Genomic DNA, 16,404 nt, shown 5'->3' on the forward strand with positions numbered 1-16,404 from the left:
TTTCCGCCAATAATTCTATTCTAAAAAGATAAAAAGCAGGAAATCCCATGCGAATACTAAAGCACCTGTTTGACAATAATGAAGCTTGGTCAGAGCAGATTAAAGCCGATGATCCAGCCTTTTTCGAAAAGCTAGCGTTACAACAAGCGCCAGAATATCTGTGGATTGGTTGCTCAGACAGCCGCGTTCCTGCTAACCAGCTTACAGGTTTACTACCGGGCGATGTATTTGTGCATCGCAATGTGGCAAACCTGATCATGCACACCGACTTTAACTGTTTGTCGGTGGTACAATATGCGGTTGAAGTACTAAAAGTGAAGCATATTATCATTTGCGGTCATTACGGCTGTGGTGGTGTTAAAGCGGCCATGGGCGATGCGGAGCTGGGCCTCATTGATAATTGGTTAGCCAGCTTAAAAGATTTATATCAACGTTACCGTAAAGACCTGATCAGTGTTGAAGATGATCAGCTAAGAGAAGACGCCTTGTGTGAGCTGAACGTCGTTGAGCAGGTTGCTAACCTGTGTCGCACTAGCATAGTGCGGCATGCTTGGGAGCGAGGCCAAGCGCTGTCGGTGCATGGCTGGGTATACGGTATTCAAGATGGCCGGCTGCATGATCTCGATGTTTGCGTATCGGGAAAAGAAGAAACCCCCGACGTATATCGTATTTTGCAGCAGCGTATATTAGACAAGTGATTCGCCATAGAGCGACGAGTAGGAAATCTCATGAGACGTGAATTAGCCATAGAATTTTCGCGAGTAACTGAAGCGGCCGCCTTGGCCGGGTACAAGTGGCTGGGAAGAGGCGATAAAAATACCGCCGACGGCGCTGCAGTGGCCGCCATGCGTCATGTACTAAATGAAATTAATATTAGCGGTGAAATTGTTATTGGCGAAGGCGAAATTGATGAAGCGCCTATGCTCTATATCGGTGAAAAAGTCGGCTTAGGTGGTGATGAAGTCGACATCGCCGTGGATCCTATCGAAGGCACGCGCATGACTGCCATGGGGCAGCCTAATGCCTTGGCGGTGATTGCCGTGGGCGAAAAGGGCGCTTTCTTACGCGCCCCTGATATGTACATGGAAAAACTGATTGTGGGTGCTGGCGCCAAAGGCGTGATCGACCTAGATAAGTCTATCGAGCAAAACATTAAGGCCGTGGCCAAAGCGCTGAATAAGCCGTTATCACGCTTTACCGTGATCACCTTGGCCAAACCGCGCCACGATAAAATCATTAAAACCATGCAAGCATTAGGCGTGCGCGTGTTTGCTATACCTGATGGCGACGTGGCGGCCTCTATTTTAGCCTGTGTGCCAGAAAGTGAAGTCGACATGCTGTATGGCATTGGTGGCTCACCTGAGGGCGTGATTTCTGCCGCTGCCGTACGCTCGCTTGATGGCGACATGCAAGCCCGTTTGGTTCCGCGCTATGAAGTTAAAGAGCCCACAGCAGAAAATGTGGCGATCGGCAAAGCTGAAATCGCCCGCTGCTTAGAAATGGGCATTGAAGTGGGTAAAGTACTTAAATTAGAAGATATGGCACGCACCGATAATGTGATGTTTGCCGCGACCGGTATTACTAAAGGCGACTTGCTAGAAGGCATCAGCAGTGATGGCATCTATGCGCACACCGAAACCTTAGTGATTCGCGGTAAATCCCGCACCGTGCGCCGCATTCGCTCCACGCATATTTTATCGCGCAAGCGCCAGTCGCTGAAGGACATTATTCTTTAAGGCTACGGCCGTGAGCAGAGAGGGGTAAGTGTGAAGGGTAAAACCCACAGCAGCTTTTTCTAACTACTCAGCTAGTACGTAAAAAGGGATGCTTCTGCATCCCTTTTTGTTGTTTGGCTGTGTGCGAAGTGCTGTATATTTTTTACGAGCCGCCGTCAGTGAAGAGAAGATACAAAACCTAAAGAGCATTATTGCCACGGAATCCACAGAAGAACACGGAAAAATAGAAATAAAATCTAAAATAAAGCTTTTACTAACGGCGGTTTTTCGTACTTTATTTTAGTTTGATTTTTCTGTGGATTCCGTGTTCTTCCGTGGCAAAAAATTTTTAGTCTTTAAGATCTTTCTTTAACTGACAGGCTTACGCTTTAACGCGTTAACGCGGCCGGATCCAACAGCTTTCGCAGTTCTTCGAGCGGAATATCGGTTTGCTCTTGAGCCACTTCTAAAATCGGTCTTCGTTCTTTATAGGCCTGTTTAGCGATTTTGGCGGCATTTTCGTAGCCGATCACTGGATTAAGCGCGGTAACTAAAATAGGGTTCTTCGCCAAGTTCTCATCAATATGCGCTTGGTTTACCGTAAAGCCGCTGATAGCTGCTGCCAATAAAGGTGCGCAGTTACTGAGTAGCGCTAGCATGTGCAGCAAATTGTTGGCCACCAAAGGCAGCATTACATTGAGCTGAAAATTTCCCGACTGGCCGGCTATGGTATTGGCTGTATCTAGCCCTATGACTTGTGCTGCCACCATGGCCACGGCTTCAGGGATCACCGGATTTACTTTGCCGGGCATAATGGAGGAGCCCGGTTGCAGCGCAGGTAATTGAATTTCTGCGATGCCGGTTAGCGGCCCTGAGTTCATCCAGCGCAAATCGTTGGCAATCTTCATTAAGGCTACGGCCAAGGTTTTTAGCTGGCCGGAGAGCTCAACAGCCGTATCTTGACTGCTTAAGCTGTAAAAATAATCCTCAGCGGGGCAAAAATTTAATCCCGTGCGCTGATTCAGGTAGTTACATGCCAGTTGAGCTTGGCGCGGATCCGCATTAATGCCGGTACCAATGGCGGTGGCACCCAGCGCGAGCTGTTGCAGTCGGCTCTGCAAGCCGTCTAAACGGTCTCCGGCGTAGCGCACTTGGGTGGCCCAACCGCCTAACTCTTGGTCAAAGCGCAGCGGCATGGCATCCATTAAGTGAGTGCGGCCAGTTTTGACTTGGTTTTTTAATTGCTCGCCTTTGCTGAGCATGGCTTGCTCTAGCTCTAGCAACGCCGGCATCAGCTGGCGGGATAACGCCAAGGCGGCACTGAGGTGTACAGCCGAGGGGATCACATCATTGGAGCTTTGGCCCATATTCACGTCATCATTGGCGCTGACCGGCTTGCCTAATTGCGCCGCCGCCAAATGGGCCAACACCTCATTGACGTTCATATTGGTACTGGTGCCTGAGCCGGTTTGGTAAACATCGATGGGAAATGCATCTGGATGCTTACCGGCAATCACAGTGTCGGCAGCGGCAATAATGGCCGCGCTTGTGTCTGGATCGAGGCGTTTAAGCTCGCCATTTGCATAAGCACAGGCGGCTTTTAGCTTGGCAACGGCACTGATAAAAGCAGCAGGTAAAGGCTGACCGGAAATAGGAAAGTTATTAATGGCTCTTTGGGTTTGGGCGCCGTATAAGGCTCCAGCAGGCACGGCTATCTCGCCCATAGAGTCATGTTCGGTTCTCATCTTCATGGAGTCTCCTTAACGCTGCGGGGATTTACTCTAAATTACAGCTTAGCATTGCTGTTGATCCGTTAAAGCCTTGAGCTTGTAAAAATGCCACTAACTCTGCTTGTTGCGGCGCCGGCGCTTGAGCCGAATTACACGTGAGCAGGTCTAAGCCCTGGGCTTTGGCGTCCCGTTTCATGTGTGCCAGTAGCTCTTGGCCTATGCCACGGCGGCGCGTAATATCGCGCACTGCAATAAACGCCAAAGCTGTGTGGTCAAGCCAAGCCAGCGCCACGGCTCTGTCATTAAAGGTGGCCAAGTAAAATTGCGCCTGTTCGGGCAGGTCACGGCCTTGTAAAATAAGGTTTACATGAGGTTGATGCAGTTCAGGGATCTGGCTCACGCTATGTATAGTTAGGCGCATTAAAATATTCCTCAGAAAACCGCTAGTTTATCACGAAGGCCAAGCGGTACGCTTTAAGCCGTACGCTATCCGTAAGGAAAGATGGCCGGCGTCTTTAACTTAAGGCGTACAACGTAAGGCTTACAGCGTTTTACCTTTCACTGGAGGCTCATGACATTCGATACTCGTGGCCATAATGGCCGGATGACGCATTTTGACCAGCATGACTCCTTTTGGCTGTTTGGTTATGGCTCATTAATATGGAAGGCGGACTTTGCTTATTTGGAACGAAAGCCCGCTTGGATTTTTGATTGGAGCCGCCGCTTTTGGCAGGGCTCCCATGATCATAGAGGCACGCCGAGCGCCCCCGGTCGCGTGGTAACCCTGGTGTCGGAGAGGGGGGCTCGTTGTGATGGCATGGCTTATCGCATTACGCCGGCGGTATTAACACAGCTTGATGTGCGCGAGAAAAATGGCTACTTACGAGAATTAGTGCCGATTCATTTTACAGCCACAAGCGCGGTAGAAGGGCTTATTTACTTAGCCACACCAGACAATGCCGCCTTTTTGGGTGAGGCGCCCTTAGTGCAGATGGCTGAGCAAATTGCCAAGGCTCGCGGGCCTAGCGGCCACAACAGTGAGTATTTGCTTAACCTTGAACGTGCATTACACGAGCTGGGTGTGAGCGACCAGCATGTGTCGGCGTTGGCGTCGCTGATTAACCCAGCAAAATAGAGATTATGAATGGAATGTCGTAGCAATTGCGGTGCTTGTTGCATCGCCCCCAGTATTAGCGGGCCCTTGCCGGGCATGCCCGAGGGCAAACCTGCTGGCGAACCCTGTCTGCATTTAATGGCGGATATGCGCTGTGCTATCTTTGGCCAGCCAGAACGGCCAGCGGTGTGCGCCAGTTTTAAAGCCATGATGGATGTGTGTGGTAGCTCTAAAACAGAGGCGATGTGGTTGATTAGCGAGCTGGAAATGGCGACGGGCTAGTAGCGCCGAGCTTAAAGAAGAGTCGCGTTTTTTGTAGTGTGCCAATTTATTCGGCACGGTCTTGCATTAGCAATCTACAGTGCAAACCTAAAACGAGATCCTGATGTGCATCAGGAGGACGGCCAAAAGCAAACATCCATGCCGAGGCATGGATGTAAGTATTAGGTTTGTTTTTTAGCTCGGCGCTGGGCGCTGAATCACGACTTCAACCACGGCAGCGGATCGACGGCTGAACCTTGATAACGAATTTCAAAATACAGGCCAGACTGCTCTTGGCCGCCACTTTCACCACTCAAGGCAATGGGTTGGCCGGCTGCCACCTTGTCGCCGGGGTTGCGCAGCAGGGATTGGTTATGGCCATAAAGGCTCATGTAGCCTTTACCGTGATCAATCACCATCACCATGCCAAAACCGCTGAGCCAATCTGCATACACTACCTGACCACTGGCGATGGACGTCACTTCGCGACCGATGGGCGCACCAATTAACACGCCTTTCCAGGCTAATTGACTGGTGCGCGCGCCGCCAAAGCGGTGGACTAGCTGGCCTTTGAGTGGCCAAGGCAGCGTGCCTTTTCTTAAACCAGCAAAGTTACCGCTGGTCTTAGCCACTATTGGCTTGCGCGCGGGTGGCGGTGGGGGCACTTCGTTGGGTCGACTTGGCTCACGACCTGCGGCTTGGTCACGTTTCACTCTCGCTTGATATTCACGCTCTTCCCGTTCTACTCTGGCTTGATATTCACGGGCTTCGCGCTCGGCGCGGGCTTTGGCTTCGCGTTCAGCCTTGGCTCTTGCTTCGCGCTCGGCACGTTCACGGGCCGCTTGCTCGCGGGCAGCCTTGGCGATGGCGGCTTTGATTTGTTGTTCTAGGTTATTAGCAGACTGCTGCAAGCTCGCCAATCGCTGGTTACTTTTGTCGAGCGTGCTATTGAGCTGCTTGGCGGTGTCACTGCGCTTACTTTGTTGGCTTTTTAGCTTTTCTTGTTCGCTTTGCTGTTGCGCTAACAGCTCATTAAGCTGATTGCGACTTTGCTCTGCTTGGCGACGGTTTTCTGCCAATTGCTTGGCGGTGAGGGCCAGTTGCTGCAGGGCCTCGGCACGCACTTGGTTTAAGTGGGCGTAATAGTGCAGTAAACGGTCGATTTCGGTGCTGTCTTGGCCATTGAGCAGCAGCTTCAGATAGTCATGGCGACCATTCTGGTAAGAGGCGCGCACTTGCTCAGCCAATAGCTGCTTTTGCTGCTCCGCTTGTTTATTCAGCCGAGTATGCTCTGCATCTAATTGCGCTAATGCGCTCTCATTGGTTTTGAGCTGCTGCTGAGTTTGATTAAGCTGGCGGGCTTGATTAGAAATGGCTTTTTCATCATTGGCCAACTGTTGCTGCAGTTGGCTGAGCTGCTTTTTGTGCTGCTGCACGTCCTGCTGCTGGCTGCTGATCTGGCTTTTGACGCTTTTCAGCTCTTTGCTGTCGTTTGCCCATGCGAAAGTACCGCCCATCAGACCGGTACTTAACAATACTAAGGTGGCGAACAGTCGCTTTTTGCCCATAGACTCGATTATTTCAGAACCATCAAAGGCTTACCAGTCATTTGCTCAGGGATCTCCATTCCAAGTAAATTCAGCATAGTGGGCGCTAAATCAGACAAACGACCTTTGGCGACCGGCGTGGCATCGCGGCCCACATAAATTAGTGGCACCGGTAAATTGGTGTGTGCGGTTTGTACTTGGCCGGTGATGGGGTTCACCATTTGCTCCGCATTGCCGTGATCCGCAGTAATTAAGGCTTCACCACCCACTTCTTTCAGCGCTGCTACCACGCGGCCCACCGCCACATCTATGGCTTCACAGGCTTTAACTGCCGCTGCAAATACGCCCGTATGACCCACCATGTCGCCGTTTGGATAATTACAAATAATCACATCAAACTCTTGGCTTTTAATGGCCTCCACCAGTTTATCGGTGACTAACGCCGAGTTCATTTCTGGCTGCAAGTCATAGGTGGCCACAGCTGGGCTTGGGATCATCACTCTTTGTTCGCCTTTAAAGCAGGCTTCACGGCCGCCATTAAAGAAGAAAGTCACGTGGGCATATTTTTCTGTTTCAGAAATGCGCAGTTGAGTTTTTCCGTGATCAGCTAACCATTCGCCTAAGGTGTTCGGTAGCGCTTCTGGCGGATACGCACAAGCGGTCTTAATGTCAGCCGCATATTCGGTCAGCATCACAAAGTTACTGAGTGCTGGGCGTGCTTGGCGCTGAAAGTGACTAAAGTCATCTTCTACGAAGGCGCGGGTTAGCTCACGAGCGCGGTCGGCTCGGTAGTTCATAAAGATCAGCGCATCGCCATCGTTAATGGTGACCGGCTTGCCTATGGTCGTGGCGGTAATAAACTCATCGTTTTCGCCGCGCTCATAAGCGTCCTGCAAGCCATCTAAGCCATTATCGGCATTAAACTGCGCCTTGCCTTGGGTGAGCAAGTCGTAAGCGACTTGCACGCGCTCCCAGCGATTATCGCGGTCCATGGCAAAATAGCGGCCAATAATAGTAGCCAAACGACCCTTTCCCAGCTCAGAGAATAAAGTCGTAAAACGTTCCAAGGGTGCGTGTGCGGAGCGGGGTGCCACGTCGCGGCCATCAAGAAAGGCATGCAGATAAATCTGTTCAGCACCGCGGTCGGCAGCCATTTTAATCATGGTGGCAATTTGATCTTCGTGGCTGTGTACGCCACCGTCAGACAACAAACCCATAATATGCACGGCTTTGCCCTGTGCCACGGCACCGTCTACCGCATTGGTAAGGGCGGGATTACGAAAGAATTCACCGCTGCTAATGGCATGGCCGATGCGGGTATAGTCTTGATACACAATGCGCCCAGCACCAATATTAACGTGGCCAACTTCAGAGTTGCCCATTTGCCCATCAGGCAGGCCTACGTCGTAACCCGAGGTAGAAATCAGCATGGAAGGGTAGTCTTGCAGCAAGCCATCGAGCACTGGAGTGTGAGCGGCGTGAATAGCATTATTCTCGGTTCTTTCACTATACCCCCAGCCATCCATAATGATGAGTACCAGAGGCTTTTTGGTTGAGTTCATAGTGTAAACCCTATGTTGTTTATGTTGTTATTGATTCGAGATGCCGTTACAGAAAGCAGTGGGCGCATGTTACTACAATTGCGGTTTTAGACTCTAGCCAAATAGCGGCATAGATGGCCAAAGTTTAGCACGAACTCACAAATGACAATAGTTATCATAAGTAGGCTACTGTTATTTGCCGATACCCCATGTATACTCGGTTTTTTCCGTATTTTGACTCTACAAGAAGTAATCGTATGCAAGAGTATCTGGATTTTTTAGCAAACAACACCCTACTGGTCGTGGCTTGGTTTGGTTTAGTGACAGCGATTGTCGTGATGACAGTAATGGCTAAGCTGAGCAAGGTACAAATCATACCGGCCCAACAAGCCGTGCTGCTGATCAATAAGCAAGATGCTGTGGTCATAGACGTACGCGCCGCCGAAGAGTTTCGCAAAGGCCATATCACGGGCGCCATTAACGTGCCGGCCAGCCAGCTTAAAGCGAATGATTTGAGCCTAATTCAAAAATATCAGCAAAAGCCGCTTATTTTGGTTTGTGAAACCGGTATGACCACCTCCAGCATTGGCCGTATCTTGACCAAAGCGGAGTTCACGCAGGTTCACACCTTGCGTGGTGGCATGGCGGACTGGCGCACCCAAAACCTGCCGGTTGCTAAACGCTAATCTTTTCACGTCTTATATAAGGATATCTTCATGACTGAAGCAGTAAATGGCACCGCGACTGAAGCGCTAACCCAGAATCAAGTTGAGTTTCAAATCCAACGCATTTATTTGAAAGACGTGTCTTTTGAAGCGCCGGCCACGCCACTGGTATTCCAAAAAGAATGGAAGCCAGAAGTTAAATTGGACTTAGACACCAAAAGCTCGCGTTTAGCCGACAACATCTTCGAAGTCATCTTAACCTTAACCGTGACCTGTGAGCTGGGCGAAAACGAAACCGCTTATCTGTGCGAAATCCAGCAGGCCGGTATTTTCACCATTGGCAATATGGAAGAGCAGCAGTTGGCTCATTGTTTAGGCGCTTTCTGCCCGAATATTCTGTTCCCGTATGCCCGTGAAACTGTGGGTAGCTTAGTGGGCCGTGGTTCTTTCCCGCAGCTTAACTTGGCACCGGTTAACTTTGATGCTTTGTTTGCCGCTCATGTACAGCGTGCTCAAGAGCAACAGCAGCAACCACAGCAGGCGGATGCCTAATGCATAAAGATGCCGCCATCTCAGTATTGGGTGCCGGCTCTTACGGTACCGCTTTGGCCATTGCCCTTGCGCGCAATGGCCATAAAACCTTGTTGTGGAGCCACAGAGCTGAGCAGGTAGCGACTCTTGCCGCCGATCGTTGTAACAAGGTGTTTCTGCCGGACGCTATTTTCCCCGACAGCTTAATACCCACCGCCGATTTACAGCAGGCGGTGCAGGCCAGTCGTGACTTGCTGATAGTGGTGCCCAGCCATGTGTTTGCCGATGTATTAAAGCAAGTACAGCCATATTTACGCCCCGACAGCCGAGTGGCATGGGCCACCAAAGGCTTAGATCCCAATACCGGTGATCTACTGCAAGTGGTCGCCCGAGACATTCTCGGCGAGCAGGTGCCGTTGGCGGTGTTATCTGGGCCCACCTTTGCCAAAGAGCTGGCCATGGGTTTGCCCACGGCTATTTCATTGGCCGCCACCGACGACGACTTTGCTAAAGAGCTCGGCGATTTATTGCACTGTGGCCGCTCGTTTCGTGTTTATTTAAACGATGACATGATAGGGCTGCAGCTCGGTGGCGCGGTGAAAAACGTGATTGCCATTGGCGCAGGCTTGGCCGACGGCTTAGGCTTTGGTGCCAATGCGCGCACGGCATTAATCACCCGTGGCTTAGCTGAATTGCAGCGCTTAGGTGTGGCTTTGGGTGCTGAGCAAGACACCTTTATGGGCATGGCCGGTTTGGGTGACTTGGTACTGACCTGTACCGATAATCAGTCGCGCAATCGCCGTTTTGGTTTGGCATTAGGCCAAGGCAAAGACGTACAAACCGCCATGGCCGACATCGGCCAAGTGGTGGAAGGTTATCGCAATGCGGCGGAAGTACAGCAGTTAGCCCAGCGCCACGGCATTGAAATGCCCATTTGCGAGCAGGTATATGCCGTGCTGTATCAAGGTAAAGATGCCAAAGAAGCGGCCATCTCCTTGCTCAGCCGGGATAGAAAAGCGGAATAGCTGGTGAAGTGACGGTGAATAGTGAGGGGTGAAGTGTGAGGAGTAAAAACCGCATCTGCAGGTTTGGCGCTTTCGCCTTACACCTCTCACCTCACGAGCCATTATTCAGCCATAAAAAAGGGAACCGCTTAGGTTCCCTTTTTGCTTTCTAGCTTAGTGCTAGCGCAGCTCTTGTTCACTATTGGTTAATAGTAAGAGTGCTCGCCACGTTCGTGGTCGGTGGCATCGCGCACGCCGGTAATTTCGCCGGCAAACTGCTCAAGCAGTTGCTTTTCGATACCGTCTTTCAGCGTCACATCAATCATAGAACAACCGTTACAACCGCCGCCAAACTGCAAAATTGCTAAGCCTTCGGGGGTGATTTCGGTTAATACTACTTGGCCGCCATGGCTGGCTAAACCGGGGTTGATTTGCGACTGCAACAGGTACTCAACACGGTCCGCTAACGGCGCGTCATTTGGCACTTGCGCCATTTTAGCGTTCGGCGCTTTTAGCGTTAGTTGCGAACCCATTTGATCGCTAACGAAGTCAATTTCGGCGTCTTGTAAGAAAGATACGCTTTGTTTATCGACCACTGCCTCAAAACCGGTATAAGGCAGATGCAAATCATCGTGCTCAACCGCGTCCGGTGGGCAATAAGAAACGCCACATTCGGCGTTAGGGGTGCCCGGATTAACCACAAACACTCGAATGTTGGTGCCTTCTGGCTGCTGAGATAGCAACTTGCAGAAATGTTCCTGGGCGGTTTCGGAAATCGTAATCATCGCTAACCTCGTAAACCTGACTAAATGACTCAAGTTTTATCATACTCTTGTTGCGCGCGCTTGAATAGTGACAGCAGGCTGACAGTTAAGCGCCCCTCATCGCCGTTAATGCGCCCTGCGTCACAGCTAATGGTCCAGCGTGCGGCAAAGTGCCCACACTTCTACCACTTCTACGCCTTGCTGATGTAACAGCTGGGTGAGCTCTTTCATGGTGCTGCCGGTGGTGATCACATCATCCAGCAGTGCTACATGCCGATAAGGCAATGAGCGAGCCGTAAAAGCCTGATGCAGATTTTTCTGTCGCTGAATACGGGTGAGCTGAGTTTGGGTGGCGGTGTGCCGCCGTCGTTTTAGGCTGTGATTATCAATCTGAATGGGCAATACATTCTGCATGCCTAGGGCAATCTCAAAGGCCTGATTATAGCCGCGGCGCAGTTGTCGCCACCAATGCAAAGGCACCGGTAATATCGCCTCGGGGTAGGGCGGGCTTACCTGCTGCGCTAATAGTTGGCCCAGCAAGCGGCCGTTTAGCGTTTGATGATGATATTTTAAACCGTGGATCAAGCCACTAAAAGGCGGCTCAAAATCCGCTAGTACTTGCATGCGCTGCCAGGGCTGAGGATAGCGCTGACAGCGGCCGCAGTGGGCATCGTCCAGTGTGAGCGGAAAGGCACATTGGCTACAAGGATGACTAAGCTGTGGTAGTTCATTGCGGCACTGCTGACAAATCAATGCTTGCTGCTGGCAATCGTGGCGGCACAGCAAACATTGACCCCACCACAGTGCACCCAGTTGTAGTTGAGAGTGTGAATAAGAGCGTAGGCGAGCGGGTAAGTAAGAGTGTAAGCGCGCGACCTGCCGTTTTATCATAAGCCCTCACAACTTATCGTCAGCCATAGGAGTGGTGTAATGAGTGTATACCTAGAAAGTCGCGGCCAAGGGCCGGATCTGGTGCTGCTGCATGGTTGGGGTATGAATGGCGCCGTGTGGCAGCCGTTAGTGGAGCGGTTGGAAGCGGATTTTTGTCTGCATCTGGTCGACTTACCCGGCTTTGGCCACAGTCAGCCCTTGCCTAATGGTGCTTCCCTTAACGATTGGTCACAGGCGGTATTGAATGTAGTGCCGCAACAGGCCGCTTGGCTAGGCTGGTCATTGGGTGGCTTAATTGCCACTCAAGCGGCGTTGCAAGCGCCGAGCAGAGTCACAAAGTTACTGACCTTGGCCAGCTCGCCCTGTTTTGTGGCCAAAGATAATTGGCCGGGCATTAAGCCCGAGGTGTTAACCACCTTTGCAGAACAGTTAAGTGCAGATCATGAAATGGTGATAAAGCGCTTTTTAGCACTGCAAGCCATGGGCAGCGAGCACGCTAAAACCGATGTGCGCCAATTACGTGACAGTCTTAATACTAAACCCAGCCCAGATCCTATCGCCTTAGCGGCGGGCTTGAGTTTATTGGCCGAGGTAGATTTGCGCGCACAACTTGCCGAGCTCAGTGTGCCCTATTTGCGTTTATACGGGCGGCTTGATGGTCTGGTGCCTCACAAAGCCATTCCGTTAGTGGAAGCGCTATTAGCGGCGACGAATCGCCAGCAATATATAGAGCCTAAAGCATCGCACGCGGCCTTTATCTCGCACCCTGAGCATACCGCCGCACAAATCTCTGCCTTTTTAGCCGCCACTTTTGCTCCCTTGTAGCCGCCCGTCTCTTTAATAAAGAGGACTTCGCCGAGCCTGCGAAGCTGGATAGGTTTGAAATAATCCAGCTAAGGAGAACTAACAGCGGTCGCACTGGACTACAAAGGCCTTACCTTGTAGCCGGCAATTTATTCGCCGGTTCTGCGAAGCAGAATGCTTCGGCGGGTCAGCGTAGCTGGATAGATTTTAAACAATCCTGCGCCCTAGAATCAACAACAATCACGCAGAGCTATAAAGGCTAAGCTAATACTTAGCTCAGCAAGTTATGTAAATAAACTAGGTACACAAACTACATACAACAAAGAGAGGGCAGGCCATGGCAATACCGATTATTTTACCTACGCTAGCCCCCAATGCCGCCGCGCCCAGCACAGAAGCGGCCGCCGCCGATAAGGCACGCCGGCCTATTATTCCGGTGATTACCGCAGTGCAACCTTATGTGGCCATTCGGCCACGCCACCAAGACCGAGAGCGGGCGCGTCGCCAAGCCGCCTTTGAGGCGTGGCTGAGTATGCGTGAGGGGGGCGTATGCTGGGTAGGTGCTAACTCAGGTATGAGTCGGCGTATCAATGTGATCCGCCAGCGTTATCAGAGTGACGACGATGAGGCCACGTTGGCGCTGAATGTGGAAGTATAAGGGGTCTGCTTAGGCCTAAACTAAGAGTTAAGGCGAAGCGCTAAGCACTCAGTTAGGAGCGCGAGGCAGAGGCTGAAATAGAAAGCGAAGCAGAGAGTGAGTTGATAACGGAGGCAAACATCATGGCTAAGTATCAATTACAGCTAGTGCGCAAACAAACCGTGGCCGAGGGCACCTTGGCCTTTTATTTTAAAAAGCCCGACGACTTTAGCTTTAAAGCCGGCCAGTGCGCGCAATTTACCTTAATTGACCCGCCGCAAACCGATGACGAAGGCAACAGCCGTTATTTCTCTTATGCCTCCACGCCCGATGAACCCGAGCTGATGATCGCCACTCGCATTAGAAATAGCGCGTTTAAACAAGTATTGAGTCAGCTTGAACCGGGTAGCGAGCTAGTAATGAAAGGCCCCTACGGGGATTTCGTGCTGCCCGAACAACTTAAACGGCCGGTGGTATTTATTACCGGTGGCATTGGCGTAACGCCAGTGCGTAGCATGTTGTTGCAGGCCATCAAGCATCAGCAATCTTCAAACCAGCAGCCAATCACGGTGTTTTATGCCAACCGTCGGCCTCAAGACGCCGCCTTTTTGGATGAATTGACGCAAGCCTGCGCCCGCTGCGCACACAGCACTTTGGTGGCAACCATGAGTCAGCCAGACTCTGCTTGGTCTGGCGAGCAAGGCTATGTAGATCAAGCCATGCTGGCCCGTCATCTCCCAGACCTTAACGCGCCTGTGTATTATCTGGACGGCCCACCAGAGTTAGTGGCCGCCATGAAAGCCATGCTAAGCAAAGCCGGCGTAGACGAAGAGCAAGTACGCAGCGAAGAGTTTGCGGGTTACTAGGAACAGCGCTGAGCACCAAGCGCCAAGCACCCAGCGCCAAGCTAGCCCTTGGCCGTCATCCTGACGTAAGTCAGGATCTCGTTTTAATTTTTAAGGCATAAGGGTGCCTGATTACCCATAATGATCAGCCATATCTCGATAGTTATTAATGAACAAATTCAATAACTTACATAGTGGATCACGCCTATTCTCTTGTAGGAGCCAATTTATTCGGCTCGGTTTTATGTTTTGGTTTAAATCTAAACCTCAGTAACAGCCAGCAAAGCTGGCCAGCCGAATGAATTGGCTGCTACAAAGCCAGACCATTTGGCCTCGAAGCCTAGCGAACTGCTACAAAGAACAAACCGAAACAGGGTGCATTATGGCTGAGGTTCATACGTAATCAGGTACGGGTGAGATACTGGATCAAGTCCAGTATGACGGCAAAAGAGCACAGAACTTAGCTGTGCGCTTGAGCTTTACGATAGATTTGGTGCCACGCTGGGTGTAAAATTCGCCCACTTTTGACGAACAGACCACTAACGAGAGCACCTCATGGGCAGAGCCTACGAAAACCGCAAAGATTCCATCTCCAAAACCGCGAATGCTAAGAGCAAAATCTACAGCAAATACGGCCGTGAAATATACGTGGTCGCTAAATCTGGCGGTGCCGATCCTGATGGTAACCTCAGCTTACGTGGTTTGATTGAGCGCGCTAAAAAAGATCAAGTACCGGCTCATGTCATTGAAAAAGCCCTGCAAAAAGCCACCAGCGGCGCCGGCGAAGACTTTTCACCTGCCCGCTACGAAGGCTTTGGCCCCGGCAACTGCCTAGTGATAGTGGACTGCTTAACCGATAACCCTAACCGTACTATCGGTGACGTACGGGTATGTTTTAACAAGGTGAAAGCCAAAATCGGCACCTCGGGCACCGTAGGCCACATGTTCGACCATTGCGCTATTTTGGCCTTTGCCGGTGACGATGAAGACGCCATTCTTGAAGTGTTAATGACCGCCGATGTGGACGTAACCGATGTGGAGTCAGAAGACGGCATGATCACCGTATTCGCCCCGCAAACCGAATACTTCAAAACCAAACAAGCGCTGCTTGAAGCCTTTCCAGCACTCGACTTTGAAGTAGACAGCATTCAGTATCTTGCACAAAACACCATTGAGCTGGCTGGTGAAGACGTAGCTCTCATGGAGCGTTTCCTCGATATGCTGAACGACGTAGACGACGTACAAAACGTCTATCACAACGCCGAATTCTAACGTTATAGGCGAAACGCCGCCGACTTAGGCGTTGCCAACGCTCTCACAAGACCCTCCGCTCGGAGGGTTTTTTATGACTTTCGTCACATTTTCGTTAACAAAATAAAACGATTGGTTCATGATTGACCTGTGCTAGTCAACTATAAATCACTGCTATTATTTATATTTTACTAATAATATCAAAGATTTATGAGCTATTTTTTAATTTAACTTTTCCTGTTTACCAAAAAAAATCTCTCAGTGCAGCATCGTCATGGTAACTTTCTGGTTGTTTATTGTTAACGATTTAGCTACATTTAAATCGTTAACAATAAATGTATTCTTTCGTAAACAAGGATAGCGCAATGAGAATCAAGATTATCAACCCGAATACCACTCAGTCGTTTACCGACGCACTGCAGACATTGGCGGATACAGTGTCTCGCCCCGATACCGAGATTCTCGCGGTCAGCCCAGCCAGTGGCCCAGCGTCTATCGAAAGCTTTTACGATGAAGCCCTGTCGGTGCCTGGCGTGCTGGAAGAAATTATCAAAGGCGACAGGGAAGAGAATATTGACGCCTATGTGCTAGCTTGTTTCGGCGACCCTGGGCTGTATGCCGCTCGGGAGCTAACCGATAAACCGGTGCTGGGTATTGCCGAAGCGGCTTTTCACATGGCGGTGATGAGCGGTGCCTATTTCACTATAGTGACCACGGCGCCTAGAGTGCGTTTCATGACCGAGCACTTGGTCAATCGCTATGGCTTTAGCGAGCAGTGCAAAAATATCCGTACCACACCGATGAAGGTATTGGATTTAGCTACCTCACCAGAAACTGCGATCGCAAAAGTGATTGCCGAATGCCTGTTAGCGATTAAAGAAGACCACGCCGAAGCCATAGTGCTGGGTTGTGCGGGTATGTCTCAGTATCGGGAGTATATCGAACAGCAAATTGGCATTCCGGTGATCGATGGCACAGTAGCAGCGGTCAAGCTGTGCGAGGCCATGGTGGATATGAAGCTGGGCACCAGCAAGGTATTGACCTTCAGCTGGCCACGACCAGAAATGGCTCCCCAAGGGCGCCAACTCAATATCGCCTGAGGCG

18 protein-coding genes are annotated in these 16,404 nt (G+C 50.9%); 12 read left to right on the forward strand and 6 right to left on the reverse strand.

The genetic code is table 11. From position 1 onward, the window contains the following. The first annotated feature begins 47 nt into the window (after nucleotides 1–47). Together can and glpX are read left to right on the forward strand one after the other, a co-directional pair. Entirely contained in the window at nucleotides 48–698 is a 651-nt protein-coding gene (can, locus tag R0134_RS00480) for a carbonate dehydratase (protein ID WP_319782979.1), read from the forward strand. 30 nt (nucleotides 699–728) lie between these two features. Next, complete coding sequence (gene glpX, locus R0134_RS00485) at nucleotides 729–1,736, forward strand: class II fructose-bisphosphatase (RefSeq protein WP_319782980.1); 1,008 nt, start codon at nucleotides 729–731, stop codon at nucleotides 1,734–1,736. 368 nt (nucleotides 1,737–2,104) lie between these two features. Here the strand turns inward: glpX and R0134_RS00490 are convergent, their stop codons facing one another. Together R0134_RS00490 and R0134_RS00495 are read right to left on the reverse strand one after the other, a co-directional pair. Then, nucleotides 2,105–3,466 (reverse strand): class II fumarate hydratase, encoded by a 1,362-nt coding sequence (locus tag R0134_RS00490; protein ID WP_319782981.1) that lies wholly within the window; start codon nucleotides 3,464–3,466, stop codon nucleotides 2,105–2,107. Nucleotides 3,467–3,491: 25 nt separating this feature from the next. Then, nucleotides 3,492–3,866 carry an acetyl-CoA sensor PanZ family protein gene (locus R0134_RS00495; protein WP_319782982.1) on the reverse strand — a complete coding sequence of 125 codons (375 nt, stop codon included), beginning with the start codon at nucleotides 3,864–3,866 and terminating at the stop codon, nucleotides 3,492–3,494. Between the two features lie 150 nt (nucleotides 3,867–4,016). On the opposite strand from R0134_RS00495, the gene R0134_RS00500 reads away from it, so the two are divergent. Together R0134_RS00500 and R0134_RS00505 are read left to right on the forward strand one after the other, a co-directional pair. Further along, nucleotides 4,017–4,580, forward strand: coding sequence for a gamma-glutamylcyclotransferase (locus R0134_RS00500; protein ID WP_319782983.1), 564 nt, complete (start codon nucleotides 4,017–4,019; stop codon nucleotides 4,578–4,580). Between the two features lie 9 nt (nucleotides 4,581–4,589). Next, nucleotides 4,590–4,841, forward strand: a complete 252-nt coding sequence (locus R0134_RS00505; RefSeq protein ID WP_319782984.1) for a YkgJ family cysteine cluster protein — start codon at nucleotides 4,590–4,592, stop codon at nucleotides 4,839–4,841. A gap of 197 nt (nucleotides 4,842–5,038) precedes the next feature. On the opposite strand, the gene R0134_RS00510 is transcribed toward R0134_RS00505, so the two are convergent. Beyond that, nucleotides 5,039–6,388 carry a peptidoglycan DD-metalloendopeptidase family protein gene (locus R0134_RS00510; RefSeq protein WP_319782985.1) on the reverse strand — a complete coding sequence of 450 codons (1,350 nt, stop codon included), beginning with the start codon at nucleotides 6,386–6,388 and terminating at the stop codon, nucleotides 5,039–5,041. Between the two features lie 8 nt (nucleotides 6,389–6,396). After that, nucleotides 6,397–7,929: a 2,3-bisphosphoglycerate-independent phosphoglycerate mutase gene (gpmM, locus tag R0134_RS00515; protein ID WP_319782986.1), complete on the reverse strand. Its 1,533-nt coding sequence runs from the start codon at nucleotides 7,927–7,929 to the stop codon at nucleotides 6,397–6,399. A gap of 236 nt (nucleotides 7,930–8,165) precedes the next feature. On the opposite strand from gpmM, the gene R0134_RS00520 reads away from it, so the two are divergent. From R0134_RS00520 to gpsA, 3 genes are read left to right on the forward strand one after another with little or no spacing between them, the layout of a single operon-like run. Next, nucleotides 8,166–8,594 (forward strand): rhodanese-like domain-containing protein, encoded by a 429-nt coding sequence (locus R0134_RS00520; protein ID WP_319782987.1) that lies wholly within the window; start codon nucleotides 8,166–8,168, stop codon nucleotides 8,592–8,594. Nucleotides 8,595–8,624: 30 nt separating this feature from the next. Continuing rightward, nucleotides 8,625–9,125: a protein-export chaperone SecB gene (gene secB, locus R0134_RS00525; RefSeq protein WP_319782988.1), complete on the forward strand. Its 501-nt coding sequence runs from the start codon at nucleotides 8,625–8,627 to the stop codon at nucleotides 9,123–9,125. Beyond that, a complete protein-coding gene (gene gpsA / locus R0134_RS00530; RefSeq protein WP_319782989.1) occupies nucleotides 9,125–10,129 on the forward strand; it encodes an NAD(P)H-dependent glycerol-3-phosphate dehydrogenase in 1,005 nt (334 codons plus the stop codon). Before secB ends, gpsA begins: the two co-directional genes overlap by 1 nt. A gap of 185 nt (nucleotides 10,130–10,314) precedes the next feature. On the opposite strand, the gene nfuA is transcribed toward gpsA, so the two are convergent. After that, nucleotides 10,315–10,893, reverse strand: coding sequence for a Fe-S biogenesis protein NfuA (gene nfuA / locus R0134_RS00535; protein ID WP_087035526.1), 579 nt, complete (start codon nucleotides 10,891–10,893; stop codon nucleotides 10,315–10,317). Nucleotides 10,894–11,019: 126 nt separating this feature from the next. Next, a complete protein-coding gene (locus R0134_RS00540; RefSeq protein ID WP_319782990.1) occupies nucleotides 11,020–11,763 on the reverse strand; it encodes a ComF family protein in 744 nt (247 codons plus the stop codon). A gap of 39 nt (nucleotides 11,764–11,802) precedes the next feature. Here R0134_RS00540 and bioH point away from each other — a divergent pair, with 39 nt between their 5' ends. The 5 genes from bioH to R0134_RS00565 all read left to right on the forward strand — a co-directional run bounded on the left by bioH (nucleotide 11,803) and on the right by R0134_RS00565 (nucleotide 16,400). Beyond that, entirely contained in the window at nucleotides 11,803–12,588 is a 786-nt protein-coding gene (gene bioH, locus R0134_RS00545; protein WP_319782991.1) for a pimeloyl-ACP methyl ester esterase BioH, read from the forward strand. Between the two features lie 316 nt (nucleotides 12,589–12,904). Next, complete coding sequence (locus R0134_RS00550) at nucleotides 12,905–13,225, forward strand: hypothetical protein (RefSeq protein ID WP_319782992.1); 321 nt, start codon at nucleotides 12,905–12,907, stop codon at nucleotides 13,223–13,225. Nucleotides 13,226–13,347: 122 nt separating this feature from the next. Continuing rightward, nucleotides 13,348–14,070, forward strand: coding sequence for an FAD-dependent oxidoreductase (locus R0134_RS00555; protein WP_319782993.1), 723 nt, complete (start codon nucleotides 13,348–13,350; stop codon nucleotides 14,068–14,070). Between the two features lie 534 nt (nucleotides 14,071–14,604). Continuing rightward, nucleotides 14,605–15,321, forward strand: a complete 717-nt coding sequence (locus R0134_RS00560) for a YebC/PmpR family DNA-binding transcriptional regulator (protein ID WP_319782994.1) — start codon at nucleotides 14,605–14,607, stop codon at nucleotides 15,319–15,321. A gap of 344 nt (nucleotides 15,322–15,665) precedes the next feature. After that, the gene (locus R0134_RS00565; protein ID WP_319782995.1) at nucleotides 15,666–16,400 is read left to right on the forward strand and encodes an aspartate/glutamate racemase family protein; all 735 of its coding nucleotides are present in this window, start codon (nucleotides 15,666–15,668) and stop codon (nucleotides 16,398–16,400) included. Nucleotides 16,401–16,404: the final 4 nt, after the last annotated feature.

Source organism: Oceanisphaera sp. IT1-181, assembly GCF_033807535.1.
Lineage (GTDB): Bacteria > Pseudomonadota > Gammaproteobacteria > Enterobacterales > Aeromonadaceae > Oceanimonas.

Bases quoted from the DNA above. Each gene is read 5' to 3' on its own strand.
- secB (WP_319782988.1), top strand. From the start codon at position 8,625: ATGACTGAAGCAGTAAATGGCACCGCGACTGAAGCGCTAACCCAGAAT.
- R0134_RS00550 (WP_319782992.1), top strand. From the start codon at position 12,905: ATGGCAATACCGATTATTTTACCTACGCTAGCCCCCAATGCCGCCGCG.
- R0134_RS00500 (WP_319782983.1), top strand. From the start codon at position 4,017: ATGACATTCGATACTCGTGGCCATAATGGCCGGATGACGCATTTTGAC.
- R0134_RS00560 (WP_319782994.1), top strand. From the start codon at position 14,605: ATGGGCAGAGCCTACGAAAACCGCAAAGATTCCATCTCCAAAACCGCG.
- gpsA (WP_319782989.1), top strand. From the start codon at position 9,125: ATGCATAAAGATGCCGCCATCTCAGTATTGGGTGCCGGCTCTTACGGT.
- R0134_RS00490 (WP_319782981.1), bottom strand. From the start codon at position 3,466: ATGAAGATGAGAACCGAACATGACTCTATGGGCGAGATAGCCGTGCCT.
- R0134_RS00520 (WP_319782987.1), top strand. From the start codon at position 8,166: ATGCAAGAGTATCTGGATTTTTTAGCAAACAACACCCTACTGGTCGTG.
- R0134_RS00510 (WP_319782985.1), bottom strand. From the start codon at position 6,388: ATGGGCAAAAAGCGACTGTTCGCCACCTTAGTATTGTTAAGTACCGGT.
- R0134_RS00555 (WP_319782993.1), top strand. From the start codon at position 13,348: ATGGCTAAGTATCAATTACAGCTAGTGCGCAAACAAACCGTGGCCGAG.
- R0134_RS00495 (WP_319782982.1), bottom strand. From the start codon at position 3,866: ATGCGCCTAACTATACATAGCGTGAGCCAGATCCCTGAACTGCATCAA.
- glpX (WP_319782980.1), top strand. From the start codon at position 729: ATGAGACGTGAATTAGCCATAGAATTTTCGCGAGTAACTGAAGCGGCC.
- nfuA (WP_087035526.1), bottom strand. From the start codon at position 10,893: ATGATTACGATTTCCGAAACCGCCCAGGAACATTTCTGCAAGTTGCTA.
- bioH (WP_319782991.1), top strand. From the start codon at position 11,803: ATGAGTGTATACCTAGAAAGTCGCGGCCAAGGGCCGGATCTGGTGCTG.
- R0134_RS00565 (WP_319782995.1), top strand. From the start codon at position 15,666: ATGAGAATCAAGATTATCAACCCGAATACCACTCAGTCGTTTACCGAC.
- gpmM (WP_319782986.1), bottom strand. From the start codon at position 7,929: ATGAACTCAACCAAAAAGCCTCTGGTACTCATCATTATGGATGGCTGG.
- can (WP_319782979.1), top strand. From the start codon at position 48: ATGCGAATACTAAAGCACCTGTTTGACAATAATGAAGCTTGGTCAGAG.
- R0134_RS00540 (WP_319782990.1), bottom strand. From the start codon at position 11,763: ATGATAAAACGGCAGGTCGCGCGCTTACACTCTTACTTACCCGCTCGC.
- R0134_RS00505 (WP_319782984.1), top strand. From the start codon at position 4,590: ATGGAATGTCGTAGCAATTGCGGTGCTTGTTGCATCGCCCCCAGTATT.